Genomic DNA, 13,684 nt, shown 5'->3' on the forward strand with positions numbered 1-13,684 from the left:
AAAATGTCAAGGAGGTAAGGCACTTGCGAAAGCTGAAAGATTATACACCGACCAAGTTCTTGGCGGAGGATTCCCATTATGACAAAGCCGCCGCCAACTATGTGGTGCGGTTCATCGAGTGCCTTGCCCATACCAAAGGCACATGGACGGGAAAGCCCTTCGAGCTGATCGACTGGCAGGAGCGCATCATCCGTGAACTGTTTGGCGTTCTGAAGCCCAACGGCTACCGGCAGTTCAACACGGCATACATCGAGATCCCGAAGAAAAACGGAAAGTCCGAGCTTGCCGCTGCGGTTGCCTGTGATGAGTACGGCTCTTCATTCTTCGCAAACGGAGCTGCACCTTCGGCGCGGATAACCTGATGTATCACAGCTTCAAGCAGCTTGATGCATAGGGCGTTCTGGTGAAGCGCAACGATGCGGAAACATCGCAGTTCGCACTCATGTTCGAGTTTGAAGGCGACAAGAACCGTGCTGTACTGCTGCTCTGCGTCCCGTCCTGCAACTGAGGGTGAAACTACGGTGGAGAGCAAGTCCGTCAAGACGGAAAAGCTGACCCTCTCGGAGCTTGATCCGCTCACGATCGGAGTCATGAATGATATGTTCACCGAAAAGGAAAATGACGAATATGACGGCTGGCATGAGGTCGCTGGACAGGCAGACTTTGATGCGTTCTGATTGACTTTTTATTCCTGCTGTGTTATAATTCTGGTGTGAAGGAAACATGAAGCTTCCTTCGCTAAATCGGAATTTGAAAGGTGGTTAGGGTTCAGATGATAATTGATTCTTATGATATTGAAAGTGAACCGATCGTAAATTTCGAGGCTTTCTATGGTGAAAAAAAGCATCTCGTTGAAATATGACTTGTAATATTCTCCAAGGAGATATACGAACATTTATTGTCACAGTATGAATGCAAACAAATTTCAGAAGTAAGTGTCTGTAACGGAAATATACCGATATGGTCATTTCAAAGGAATCATAGAGAGATCGCTTTTTATTTGACACATATTGGTTCTGCCTGTGCAGGAGAACTGACAGCAGAAGTCAATCACCTGACAGGGGCAAATAAATTTATTATGTTTGGCTCTTGCGGGAGTCTGGATAATAGCATTACCAACGGAAAATTTATCATTCCGTCACAAGCATATCGTGGTGAAGGAATGTCCTATTATTTTACTGAACCGTAGGACTACATAAACATAAAGAATGCAGACAGGCTTGCACGTATTTTTACTGAATTGCACATTCCTTTTATAAAGGGAAAAGTCTGGACAACAGACTGCCCTTTGCGTGAAACAGTCAATCTTGTAAATGAGAGAAAAGAAGAAGGGTGTATCGCCGTTGAAATGGAAGTTGCAGGAGTACAGGCAGTTTCTGATTTTTACGGTTTTGAATTGTATGACTTTTTGTCTGCGGGAGATGTTCTTGCAGAAGGAGATTATCAGATTGATAAACTGTCAGATGCCAATCATAATCTTGATAAACTTCAAATTGCAATGCAAATTTCAGATAGAATATAAATCATCCTAAGAAAGCTAACTTTTCATGAACAGATTTATGGCGGGGATACTTTCACAAATTCTGATTTAGCGCATTAACTGAATATACACTGAGCAGTCCTGCGGGGCTGCTTTTTTCATGCCTTCACGGAGGAGGTGAAACCCGCATGGCAAACAGAATCAAGGTAAGCGTCAAATAGACCGTGTCTTTTATTGAAAAACCAAAAGCTGTATCATAGAAATACCGAGAGAATTGTATAACCTCAAGTATGAACTACGCAGTAGTGAAAATCGCACAAGTTATGCAACAGATCGGAAAAACTATGAAAAGACGTGATATGGATGACAGACAAACGAGGTACCATTACGAACGCTGGAAGCTTCTCATTTCTGACCGTATGCAAAGTGGTATGAGTACGATCGAGTGGTGTGCAAACCGAGGCGTTACGAAAGGCGCTTACTACTACTGGACGAACAAGTTCAGAAAAGAAAATGTAGATGCGGCAATACAGAATCTTCCCGCGCAGATATGTCTGTAAAGCCTAAAACGCCAAGAAAAAAAGACAGGGTAACTGTTGCCTGATTAGGCTGACGTTAGCCAGCCAGTGAATTCGAAAAATGCATACCTCATTTTATCAACGGACATCTTTGATGTCCGTTTTCTAATAGCACGCCGTAGGCGTTCCATTCTCGGAATCGGAAACAGGTGGCGCCTGCGGCGCTAATCTAAAAAAACAGAGACTGCAAAAACAGCCTCTGTTTTTTTTTACCATATCAAATTCAGCTATTAAGGACACGGTCTATTTGACGCTTACGATTTTGATGCATTCTAAATGATATTAATTTCCTCTAGAGTCTCCAATTGTTTATATGCAACAAGCTCCTTATTCATATAATGTGATTAATTATACAATATCCGGCATTGTGCCGATTTAGCGCTGATTATATTGAATTCATATCGATTATAATATACAATTTAATTGGGGCATAGATAATCATTCGCAAAGTGCTATAGTTGTAACAATATGGAGGGATATTATGAGTGCAATAAAAGGGATTAATACTAATACTGCTACACCAGATAGAATGATTGAATTTAAGTATGATAAAAATGAACTAAAGGAAAAGTTCATAGATTGGACAGCGTCATTGGAAGATACTCCGCTTGATATGGCGCTATCTGTGATTACTTATATCGAAAAGAAATACTATCCTGTTTATATATTTCATTTCAATTACACTGCAAGTTGGTCAGCGACAAGTATTTATCTTCACACTGAGGAATATACTGTGTATGAGTCTAAAACTGTTTTTGTTGATCGCTATGGCGGTGAACACTCTCAATGTGGAACAGATAGAATTTATATGAATGGAGCAGATAGAGATGTTCCTTATCAAGCAGTTTCTAAGCAAGTACCTGTTACTAAGACTAGAACAATACAAAATAAGCAACCATCGAATGGAAGAATTTTTGACCAACGTTTAGATATTATTTATAACTCATCTGCTAATTCTGATTTTGATAGATGGCTTGGTTCTTTTTCGCTAGAAAATGCTGTTTCATATTCAAGTAATAAACTTCAAAACACGAATATTGAAGATTCCGGCGCATCATATAATAATGCTATGGATTATGCAGAAAAAGCACTTGCAATCGAAGCGAAAAAAATGTGTGTATCTCAAATTCCCGGAAATAGCTATGAAAATTTCTCGATAGATTGTCTACAAAAAAACTTGCACATCAGAAGTAGTTATTCTTCCGGTTTATAAACTCAAATATACTTATTCAGAAAAAGAATATACTGTTTGGTTTGATGGTGAAAACGCAAAGGCCTTTCGTCGTTTATAGTGGGTAGACCATGAAAGCCACTTGCTAAAATTCATATAATGGAGTATCATTTAAAGTACCAGTAAATAAAGGAAGGTACATACAATTGTTTGATAATACAGCTTTATTCACAGCAGCACTTCAGCTCGAATATCCATGGAAAGTCACCAAGGTAGAACTTAAACCAGAAAAAGAAGGTTCATCGAAAATGGAACTTCATATAGACGTAGACTTTGAACGAGGAGCAAGGTTCATATTCTATTTTGATGATGGAAAGCAGTGGGTAGATGCAGATGGAAAACCAATTGAGAAGAGCGCCCACGACACCGTAAAAAGAACATGGCAACATCTGAATTTCTTTCAGTACAAAACATATATACACGCCAGAGTGCCTAAAGTAAGTGACGGAGAAGGCCATTGTCCAACAGCTCGTGTACCGTGGGCAAGAAAGAATTCAGGATTCACGCTGCTGTTTGAAGCTATGGTGATGGAATATGCAAAACATATGTCCGTATCATCAATTGCTAAGCTTCTGGAAGTGAACGATAAAAGACTTTGGCGAGTAATCAAGCATTACGTTGATGACGCACGTAAGCTTGAAGAATATTCATCAGTCAGAAACTTAGGAATTGATGAAACAAGCCGTAAAGGACATAACTACATAAGTGTCATGGTTGATCTGGACGAACGCAAAGTAATCTATACAACAGAAGGAAAAGATCATACAACAGTAGATAAGTTTGTAACTGACTTCAAGGAACACAAAGGAGTTCCTGACAATATAGATATTGTTACATGTGATATGTCCCTTGGATTCAAGAAAGGAATAACTGAAAACTTTAAAAACAGCAAAACAGTAGCTGACAAATTTCATGTAATTAAACACGCTAATGAAGCAGTTGATAAAGTACGGAAAAAAGAGAGTAAGTATGAGTCAGAGCTTAAAGGAAGCAAATATCTTTGGCTGAAAAACGAAGGCAATCTGACAGACAAACAACTCGAATGGAAACAGAAAATCCTTAAGTCTGCAAAGCATTTAAAGACTGCAAGAGCATATGCTATCAGAGTGGAACTACAGGATATTTATGAGCAGTGCATAGATAGACAAAGTGCAGAACCAAGACTAAAAAAAGCTATGTTCCTGGATGATGCATTCACGCCTTGATGACATTAAAGGGTTCTGCAAACTCGTTAAAAGTCACTGGACTGAAATACTTAACTACTTTGATTACAGATATACAAATGCTATTCTTGAAGGCGTAAACTGCATAATACAAAATGTTAAGTGCAGAGCACGTGGTTTTAGAAATATGGAGTATTTCAAAACAATGATATATCTGAACTGCGGAAAGCTTGATATTGACACTGCTGTTAATAATGCTATTAAAACATTCGCTTTGGTATAACTGAGCTTTTATGCCGCGAAAGCCACTTGATAATGAGAAGGCAGTGTGATAGGCTGTTTGCCAGGCAGCACAGCCTTTAGGCGGCGCCTGCCTCGGCGGACAGAATATCATGCTGACAGAGGCTCATTGTCAAGTGGATCGTGGAATAAATGCGTACCTGAAGATAGGCCTTACCCACTACAAATGACGAATCACCAACGCAAATAATACTTTGTTTGATTCACACCCTGTTAATGAAGAACAAAAAAGCGTTATAGAGAAGATCAATAATGAAATAATAACCCAAAAAAACAGAAAGATAATATGCATTGTTTTATTAGTTGGTGTTTTATTCTTGGGCGCTCCTGTTATCATTAATTTGATAATGTCAATTTTGCATAGTTTTACAGTATCGCTTTTTGTTACTGCGGTAGGCTATATTTGCTTTGCTATATTACAAATAAAAAAAATATCAGCGATTGATGCTGATGTAAATGGGAAAAAACTCTATATAAAGAACTATAATGAAAACTTACGCAAAAAAAGAATGGCTGTTGCTGATATAGTCAAGAATCATTCATTATCTTGTGATGAAAGAATAGCAGCTATTCAAAGAACCATTGAAAGTTAATGTTATAATTGAATTCACTCAAAGCACTTGCTCATCACGGCACATGCTTTTTTCATTCCCTCACGGAGGTGAAACCGTATGGCAAACAGAATAAAGGGCATTACCGTTGAGATTGGCGGCGATACGGCCAAGCTGTCAAAAGCGCTGGAAGGCGTCAATAAAAACATCAAGAACACGCAGACGCAGCTCAAGGATGTACAGAAGTTGCTGAAGCTCGATCCTTCCAACACGGAACTGCTCTCGCAGAAGCATAAGCTCCTCGCCGATGCGGTGAAGGCTACCAAAGAAAAGCTGGGAACCCTGAAAACGGTGACAGAGCAAGCAAATCAGGTGCTTGCCAACGGCGACATTTCGCAGGAGTAGTACGATGCCCTCCAGCGTGAGATCATCGAAACGGAACAGGAGCTACAGAACCTCCAGCGTGAGGCGGAGGCTTCCGGCACGGCTCTTGCAAAGCTCGGTCAGGCGGGTGAAATGCTCGAAAAGGCTGGCGACAAAATCGCCGATGTCGGTACGACACTAACCATCCATGTGACCGTTCCCATTGCGGCTGCGGGTACAGCCGCTGTCAAAACCGCAGCAGACTTTGACTCCGCCATGAGCAAGGTTGCTGCTGTATCCGGTGCGACTGGTGATGAGCTGGACGCACTCCGGGACAAGGCTCGTGAGATGGGCGCAAAGACCAAGCTTTCCGCTTCCGAGGCTGCCGATGCCATGAACTACATGGCGATGACGGGCTGGAAAACCGGCGATATGCTGGAGGGTATCGAGGGCATCATGAACCTCGCTGCCGCTTCCGGTGAAGACTTGGCAATTACTTCGGATATTGTAACAGACGCTCTGACCGCTTTCGGCTTATCTGCTGCCGATAGCGGTCATTTTGCTGATGTACTGGCGGTGGCAGCGGCGGTGTGGTCAACAATTACTACAACAATGACAACAGCCGCACAGTGAATCAGACCAATAATAGTCCGAAATCGCTGTCACGGCTGGAGATTTATCGTATGACGCGGAATGCGCTGAATTTATGATTTTTGATATTCATTCCAAATGGTTCTGTCTAACATACCTACGGTCAGATCGGGATACTTTTCTTTCAACATCGAAACAGCATCTCTAAATAATTCCTGTATCTCATTAGGAGGCATATTGGCGTGGCAGAAATCCCAAATACAATGGTTGATATGAACATCTACTTTACATCTATCGGTGTCACCAGCCATCATAAACAAATAGTCAACACCTGCATTGCCTAAGCCCTTAACAGAATAGAGTATTTTCTCAATAAACTCGGTATCCTCAAAGTTTTGAAAATCACTCATTGTTTCAATCTTGATATAAGACAAATATTTAGCGATTTTATAGCATACTTCTGTCTTCAGAACGCCTCCGCTTCGCTGATTATTCTGCAATACTGTTTTTGCGAATTCTGTAGCACCGTATTCATCCATGTGCTTAATGAAGGAAGTTATAGTATCAGATGCGCTATAAATATCACCATTTAGATATTTATCAGCGTATCTGTGAATGACAGGAAGTGTATGTTGATAGTATTTTGCACGAAGCGAAAATATGCAGTCAATAATGCAAATTGAAAGCGACTGATAGCTGGGTATTGGTTGAATACCTCCCAGATCATAGTTTTCATCGCAGTACTTCGCAAATGATTCGGCATTTTTATGCATAGTTATTCTCCTCACAGTTGGTAATCCAACTAAATACTTCTGATGTAAACATTTTGAGTCTCGCTTTTTAAGTTATTATACCACACCCACACCGAAAAAGTAAAGGGGGCAACCATGTTTTTTGCACTTATTCTTGAAAACGCCAACGGTGACTGGGTGGACATGACCACGACCGCCAACCAGTATATGACCGCAAAGGTCGAGGACTTGAATCCGCCTCCCGGCACGATCAGCACCTCCAGCTATGCAGCATGGGCGGCAGCTACCTGAACAATGCTTTCATCGAGAAGCGGAATATGGTCATTCACTTCGAGATGCGGGGCGTGGGACTGGAAGCCCGCCGACACCAGCTCTACAAGGTGGTGAAGCCCTCCCGTTACATCAAGGTCTACTATGCTACGGCAGGCATTGATGTGTTTGCGGAGGGCTATGTCGAGACCTGCGAGGTCAACAATTTTGAAATGCTTACTACGGGGCAGATTTCTATTCTCTGCCCCGACATTTATTGGTATTCAACCGAGTCGGTCATGGCGTATTACAGTCAGATTACCGGTGCTTTCAGGTAATCATCGAGGACAGAGGTAAACCAAAGAAGGAGAAGTTCGTGGACAGATACTGCGGTTTCCTGTACTTCGACGATGAAGGTATGCCGTTGGTAGCTCTGCACTGGGGACACCGCTTCAATCGTATGGTGAAGAAGTATAACGAGATTTATTGAGTGCAGATGCCAAACATCACGCCTCAGTCTGCCGTCATACCTATTGCAGCAATCAGGCGAAAGCAGGCAAAAACCCGAAAACGCTGCAATACCTGATGGGACACAGCGAAATCGGCGTCACACTTGACGTTTATACGCATCTGGGGCTGGAGGACGCTGCTGCGGAGCTTCACCGCATGGAGGAACTCCAGAACGCTCGTCAGGAAATGAACAGAACAAAGGATGAAGCAGTATGATATGCTTCCGGCTGCGGCTCACTCCAAGTGAGCCGTTATTTTTTTGCCCGTTTTGACTTGATGAATTGGAAGGATTATGGTATAATGATGTGGTGAGAAAAAGAATATAGAGCAGATATGGTCGTTATTAAAAGGCTTTTAGGGAAACGCTGATTTAATCGACGTTAGTATTGACAAATTATCGTATATATGATATAATGTAGTTAATAAAATATATTATGCGAGGTATTTTGATATGAACGGACAGTTAAGTTTCAGCGATATGGAATATTCCCTTAGAAAGCGTCAGGGAAAAAAAGAAGCGTTTCTTAATAGAATGGAAGAGATAATTCCATGGGATTCATGGATTCAGATAATCGCTCCTTACTATCCGTCAGGTAATCATGGCAGACCTGTAAAAGGTATCGAGACCATGCTTAGAATGTATCTTCTTCAGGATTGGTTCAATCTATCAGATGAAGGTGTCGAAGATGCTATTTATGATAGCTATGCAATGAGAAAATTCATGAAAATAAATTTTATGCATGAACAAGTTCCGGATGCAACAACATTACTGAAGTTTCGACATCTTCTTGAAGAACATAATATCGGCGACGCTATTTTCAAGGACGTTAATGATCGACTTGAAAAGGCAGGACTTATCATGCATGGTGGTACAATTGTTGACGCAACAATAATTGCAGCACCAAGTTCAACAAAGAATGCCAAGGGAGAACGTGATCCTGAAATGCATCAGACTAAGAAAGGCAATCAGTGGTATCATGGAATGAAGGTACATGCTGGAGTAGATGCTGGAACAGGATATGTGCATACAATAACCGGAACAGCGGCAAATGTGCATGATTCCACTGAAGCATCTAAGCTTATTCGCAATGATGATGAAATAATGTACGGCGATTCTGGTTATCTTGGTGTTCCGGCACAGAATGCCATAAAACAGGATGAGCATCATAAAAACATGAAGTTTGAAATCAATAAAAGACCGTCAAGTTTAAAAACCTCAGATGACTATAACGGTATTAACTGGGATAAAAAGATGGAGCATGATAAGTCATCAGTAAGATGCAAAGTGGAACATGCTTTCCTCATTGTAAAGAATACATTTGGATACTCAAAAGTAGCATACAAAGGAATAAAAAAGAACATGAATAGATTCAATTTTCTATTCGCATCAGCAAATTTGCTGATGTGTTCTCGTGCAGGAAGAACTGCAGAATTTTGCAAGGGGTAAGTGTACCCTAATGCGGATTAATTCCGCAAAAAATAATAAAAAAATGAGGTAAATGCTCGAATAGCGATTCGCATTTCAATATTATTCCAATATTACAAGGATATTTTATTATATCACGACTTATTCAGCGTTTCCTTAGATAACGAATAGCAGGAGGAAAAATGAAAAAACTACTTGTTTTATCGCTTATAATTGCAGGAATGATTTCCATAGTGAGCTGCGCTGACAATCATACTTCTGATTTTGAAAATACTGTCGAACCTACTACCGAAACTACAGCTTTGACTGAAGCGACAACTGCTGAAGTAACAACAAAGGCGAAACCGGTTTATGACTATGTACATGGTGAGGACGGATACTATAATATTGCTGACGAGATGACTGAGTTTGATATGAAGTCTCAGAAATATGGTACCTGCTGGCTCTATGCAGCATCTGCGAGCATGGAAACTTCATATTTCAAGAAAAACAGCAGCTATATAACAATAGACCCCCTGCACCTTCTCGATATCATTTATCCGGATGAAAAAAACGAGGGCATTCTCTTAAAAGAAGGCGCTGACAGAAAAGAAGTAGGTGGCTTGCAGTGGACAGTCGCAGAAGAATTGTCACACGGTTTTGATGACCTTGTTCTTAACAGCTCTGTGATCCTTGATCAAAATGACAGAGACGCCATAAAGGAGAATGTCCGAAAAAGAGGCGGAGTCGCTGTCGGCGTTCTTGATAGTGATAACAGTAAAATCGGATTTTTCGGTTCTTATCGCACCATAAACTACCATGAAAAGATCGGCTTCGACCACGATATCACTATTATAGGCTATGATGACCATTTTCCAAAGGAATACTTCAAAGAGCCTGCTTCTGAGGACGGTGCATGGATCACCTACAACAGCAATAACGTCTCGGCAGGATTCTATTATGTATCTTACAGCGCTCCTCTCGAATTCGCCATATGCCACTCCGTCACGGATCAATACAGCGAGGTTCTCAGCTATGATGCCGGTGACGAGCAGTCTCTTATATCCCTGTATACACCGTATGCAGAGGCGCTCGGCTTTGACATCAGCAGCCTGCAGAACAGATCTGTAAAGACGGAAGGCAGCACAAAGGTCGCGAATGTATTCCATAAAGCAGGAAAGCTTGCAGCTGTCGGTACTTATAACAACTTTGACGAACAGGATATCAAGATCGAGATATATGATGCAGAAATGCAGGATCTGCTGTATTCTCAGGAGGCAAAGCTCGGATGTCGCGGATATCATACCATAGAACTTGATACTCCGGTAGATGTTACCGATTATGCCGTTGTCATTACCTATCCGAACGGTGCGCCTATTGAGGGAGAGGGCATTGATTTCAGACAAATGGATCCGGAAGCTTTGACACCGATCGGCAATTTTGAATATAAAACCGTATCCGAAAAAGGTCAGTCCTTCGTTTATGTTGATGATAACTGGAAGGATATGACCGACAGCGATATAAAGGATGTTTTGAAGATAGACTTTGAGCCGAACAACTGTTGTATCAAAGCGCTTTACGAATAACAATATTGTATGGGGAAATTATCGGCGCTTTAGTAGTAACCTACTGTAATCGCTTTACTACTACCCGCTGTTTCCGCGATACGCGCCAATTCCTTAGTAGTAACACACCCTGTGTTTACTACCATTTTTACTACGAACGATGTCCTTAGAATGCTAAGATTTGCCGCAATTTGCCGAGTTCACCGTGAATCTTGACAGAATCAATACACCCCCATATACAATGGGAAAGAAAGGAGTATCTGCAATGCGTCTTGCCGTGAAACGAAATGTCTATCTTGTGATCGCAGTACTGTCTGTCATTTTGTTCGCCGTCGGCAGCTTCTGTGATCAGACGATTGCAGCGGCTGTTTACCGACCGAATCAGCCTGCCGCACTGGTTTTTACAATTTTAGGGTATGTCCTTTTCTTCGGGACATTTCAGCTTCTTACCGGTGCGCTTTTCCGGCAGCTGCTGCTTCTCTCACAGACACGCATCAAGCGCATCCTGTGCACCTTCATTTGCTGCTATACCAGTATTTCAACGGCTGTCTTAGGCGGCGCCGGTTTGATAAGCGATTCCGTCATCGGACTGCTGTTTCCGAATACGGCATTCGGTTTCCGCCATACAGTCTGCATTGGATTATTGCTGTTTCTTCCGCCGGTGATTCTTGGTATGTTTATGAACGGAAAGCAAGCGAAAAAGCACCTTGCCTACAGCATTCTGATCCTCCTCGTCATCATGGCGGTGAGTTTCTTCGGTCAGCTTATCTTCTCATCTCTCTACAGCCGCCCGCGCTTCCGCATTACGCAGAGCGGTTTGGAAGGTCTGGGATTCACACCGTGGTATAAACCGATTGACAATGCGGCTTTTTTCAGCGAAACTTATCACCTGAAAAGCGATGCGCTTCGTTCCTTTTTCAGCGGTCATGCGCTCGATGCTGTCCTCAATCTCGCCATTTTTCCCGCACTCGCACAGACATTTCCAATATGGAAAGAGAAAGAACGCTTCCTGCAGATCACAGCCTTCGTTCTGATTCCGCCGATCGCGTTCTCAAGAATGGTGCTTGGTGCACATTACCTGAGCGACATATCCGCTGGAATGCTGTGCGGTCTGGGTTTTGTTATCCTGTATGAAATTCTCGTTCATAATAAGAAATGACGCAGTTCTTACCGGCTGCGGCTCACTTAGGTGAGCCGTTATTTTTTGCCTTTTTTGACTTGATAAATTGGAAGAATTATGGTATAACGATTAAGTACGAAAAATGCATCTGAGAGGTGAAGCGAAATGATTGAAACAGAGAGATTAAAAATATACGCCGCATCTCAGGATATAATGGAAGCTTTCATCAAAGCGCAGACTGATGATGTCCTGAAAGCTGCTTACATAGAAATGCTGAACGGCTGTCTGGATCATCCGGATCAATGGGATTGGTATGCAATCTGGATGATCGAACTGAAAGACGGCACACATATCGGGGAACTCTGCTTCAAGGGGCTTTCTGTGAACGGTATTGCAGAGATCGGATACGGAATCTCCGAAGAATATCAGAACAACGGTTATGCTACCGAAGCGGTCAAAGCGGTATTGGAGTGGGCGTTTTCGCATCCGGAGGTCATTGCCATAGAAGCGGAAACAGAATCTGAAAATGCTGTTTCAATCAGCGCGCTTAAGAAATGCGGATTTGCGCTCAATGGGATCATCGGAGAAGAAGGACCGAGATGGGCAGTATCCAAGTGCTGATCCCTTAGTAGTAAAACACCACGATTTCTACTACACAGAGATGAGGCGATTTGATTACTTAACATAAAAAACATGGCTTCTCCGTAACTGATAGTCAGTCGGAGAAGCCGTTGTATTTTGTTATGTATTATTCACCTTTGTAATTCGTGAAATAATAGTAAGCTGCACTGTTTTCATCCTGATAGAGGAAATTACACAGATAGAATTCTTCACCTTTGGATGATTTGAAGTAATAATATGTTACCGGCGAATCCGGCTCGGTAGGATAGTCCTGCCCAAGTGTGGATACAACACGGTTCAGATCAGCACCGGTGTCGGAGAATTTCTTCTCTTCTTTGCGTACAAATTCAGCTTTACTGTCGGTCTGACTGCGTGCTCTCTGTGTGTATTCAAGGACGAGTTCATCATCTTTATCCAGAAGTTTTATATCAGGAAGGATAATGATACAGTATTTTTCATCATGATAACAGGTTTCTTCGTTATCCGCGTAAGCTTCGATTTGTCGCTGGTCAAGGCGATTGTTCAGATTTTGTTTCTGTAAGATAGCAGCACATTCAGATGCGGCTGTTTTCGCTGCGTTTTCATCATTTGAACGGATAACAAGAAGACTGAATGAATCGGTTTCCATTCTTACCTTGTACTTTGAACAGACAGCATCAAGTTCATCCTTTGCGACAGAAATTACTTTTTCATCGAGCTTCCGGTCGAAGTCGCTGCTTGTCTGAGGTACTGAGCCAAAACTTGATCCGTCGATGTATATGCCCTGCATACTGCTCGAAACATTGTAGTCAAAATCCTGCAGTTTGTCATGTACGGTGAGTACAGTACTCTTTGTATCCTCAGTACTGGAAACGACAGTACATTCACCGTATGTCTTTTTCGCGTACTTATGAAGTTCTTTGGCACTCTTTACTTTTCCGCATGAGGAAAGTCCGCAGACAAGAAGTGTAAGAGTAAAAACTACACCTATCCCTTTTAAAATTTTGTTCATAAAAAATCCCCCTTCGTTTTGTATGTCTTTCTTTATGCTTAAATTATAGCATCTTAAAGTCGTGATATCAATATCTATAACAAAAATCACAGACAAATTTACTTGATAAGAGCCATATTACGTGGTATAATTAAAGTATTTAAATCAACAAATATGTATCATTTGGATAGTATAAGATATCACGAAAGCATTACTCTGGAAAGTCAAATGATAT

General features: G+C 41.7%; 13 protein-coding genes and 5 pseudogenes. 16 read left to right on the forward strand and 2 right to left on the reverse strand.

Features of this window, described 5'->3' with window-relative positions:
- Nucleotides 1–23 precede the first annotated feature (23 nt).
- The 8 genes and pseudogenes from CC97_RS04250 to CC97_RS19480 all read left to right on the forward strand — a co-directional run.
- Nucleotides 24–299 (forward strand): annotated as a pseudogene (locus CC97_RS04250) (terminase large subunit); the annotation flags it as partial.
- 222 nt (nt 300–521) lie between these two features.
- Entirely contained in the window at nt 522–677 is a 156-nt protein-coding gene (locus CC97_RS20465) for a hypothetical protein (RefSeq protein WP_197021821.1), read from the forward strand.
- A 221-nt stretch (nt 678–898) separates the two neighbouring features.
- Nucleotides 899–1,522: pseudogene (locus CC97_RS04260) on the forward strand (nucleoside phosphorylase).
- Nucleotides 1,523–1,824: 302 nt separating this feature from the next.
- Nucleotides 1,825–2,040, forward strand: a complete 216-nt coding sequence (locus tag CC97_RS04265; protein ID WP_156036769.1) for a hypothetical protein — start codon at nt 1,825–1,827, stop codon at nt 2,038–2,040.
- A 499-nt stretch (nt 2,041–2,539) separates the two neighbouring features.
- Nucleotides 2,540–3,271, forward strand: a complete 732-nt coding sequence (locus tag CC97_RS04270) for a hypothetical protein (RefSeq protein ID WP_044973975.1) — start codon at nt 2,540–2,542, stop codon at nt 3,269–3,271.
- A gap of 164 nt (nt 3,272–3,435) precedes the next feature.
- A pseudogene (locus tag CC97_RS04275) lies at nt 3,436–4,735 on the forward strand (ISL3 family transposase).
- 211 nt (nt 4,736–4,946) lie between these two features.
- Nucleotides 4,947–5,345, forward strand: a complete 399-nt coding sequence (locus CC97_RS04285) for a hypothetical protein (protein ID WP_044973976.1) — start codon at nt 4,947–4,949, stop codon at nt 5,343–5,345.
- A gap of 78 nt (nt 5,346–5,423) precedes the next feature.
- Nucleotides 5,424–6,299, forward strand: a pseudogene (locus tag CC97_RS19480) (phage tail tape measure protein).
- Nucleotides 6,300–6,370: 71 nt separating this feature from the next.
- Here the strand turns inward: CC97_RS19480 and CC97_RS04300 are convergent.
- Nucleotides 6,371–7,030 (reverse strand): hypothetical protein, encoded by a 660-nt coding sequence (locus CC97_RS04300; RefSeq protein ID WP_044973979.1) that lies wholly within the window; start codon nt 7,028–7,030, stop codon nt 6,371–6,373.
- A gap of 114 nt (nt 7,031–7,144) precedes the next feature.
- On the opposite strand from CC97_RS04300, the gene CC97_RS20845 reads away from it, so the two are divergent.
- The 8 genes and pseudogenes from CC97_RS20845 (at nt 7,145) to CC97_RS04330 (ending at nt 12,479) form a co-directional block, all read left to right on the forward strand.
- A complete protein-coding gene (locus tag CC97_RS20845; RefSeq protein WP_242848122.1) occupies nt 7,145–7,300 on the forward strand; it encodes a hypothetical protein in 156 nt (51 codons plus the stop codon).
- The gene (locus tag CC97_RS04305; protein ID WP_242848123.1) at nt 7,282–7,596 is read left to right on the forward strand and encodes a phage tail family protein; all 315 of its coding nucleotides are present in this window, start codon (nt 7,282–7,284) and stop codon (nt 7,594–7,596) included. Before CC97_RS20845 ends, CC97_RS04305 begins: the two co-directional genes overlap by 19 nt.
- A gap of 148 nt (nt 7,597–7,744) precedes the next feature.
- Nucleotides 7,745–7,831 (forward strand): annotated as a pseudogene (locus CC97_RS21510) (hypothetical protein); the annotation flags it as partial.
- Between the two features lie 12 nt (nt 7,832–7,843).
- Nucleotides 7,844–7,984, forward strand: coding sequence for a hypothetical protein (locus CC97_RS21515; protein WP_347493884.1), 141 nt, complete (start codon nt 7,844–7,846; stop codon nt 7,982–7,984).
- A gap of 235 nt (nt 7,985–8,219) precedes the next feature.
- Entirely contained in the window at nt 8,220–9,215 is a 996-nt protein-coding gene (locus tag CC97_RS04315; RefSeq protein ID WP_044973980.1) for an IS5 family transposase, read from the forward strand.
- 161 nt (nt 9,216–9,376) lie between these two features.
- Nucleotides 9,377–10,759 (forward strand): lectin like domain-containing protein, encoded by a 1,383-nt coding sequence (locus CC97_RS04320; protein WP_044973981.1) that lies wholly within the window; start codon nt 9,377–9,379, stop codon nt 10,757–10,759.
- 244 nt (nt 10,760–11,003) lie between these two features.
- Nucleotides 11,004–11,897 (forward strand): phosphatase PAP2 family protein, encoded by an 894-nt coding sequence (locus tag CC97_RS04325; protein ID WP_044973982.1) that lies wholly within the window; start codon nt 11,004–11,006, stop codon nt 11,895–11,897.
- Nucleotides 11,898–12,023: 126 nt separating this feature from the next.
- Nucleotides 12,024–12,479, forward strand: coding sequence for a GNAT family N-acetyltransferase (locus CC97_RS04330; protein WP_081849984.1), 456 nt, complete (start codon nt 12,024–12,026; stop codon nt 12,477–12,479).
- A gap of 127 nt (nt 12,480–12,606) precedes the next feature.
- On the opposite strand, the gene CC97_RS04335 is transcribed toward CC97_RS04330, so the two are convergent.
- Complete coding sequence (locus CC97_RS04335) at nt 12,607–13,470, reverse strand: hypothetical protein (protein WP_044973983.1); 864 nt, start codon at nt 13,468–13,470, stop codon at nt 12,607–12,609.
- Nucleotides 13,471–13,684 lie beyond the last annotated feature (214 nt).

This window comes from Ruminococcus sp. HUN007 (assembly GCF_000712055.1).
In the GTDB taxonomy this organism is placed as follows: domain Bacteria; phylum Bacillota; class Clostridia; order Oscillospirales; family Ruminococcaceae; genus HUN007.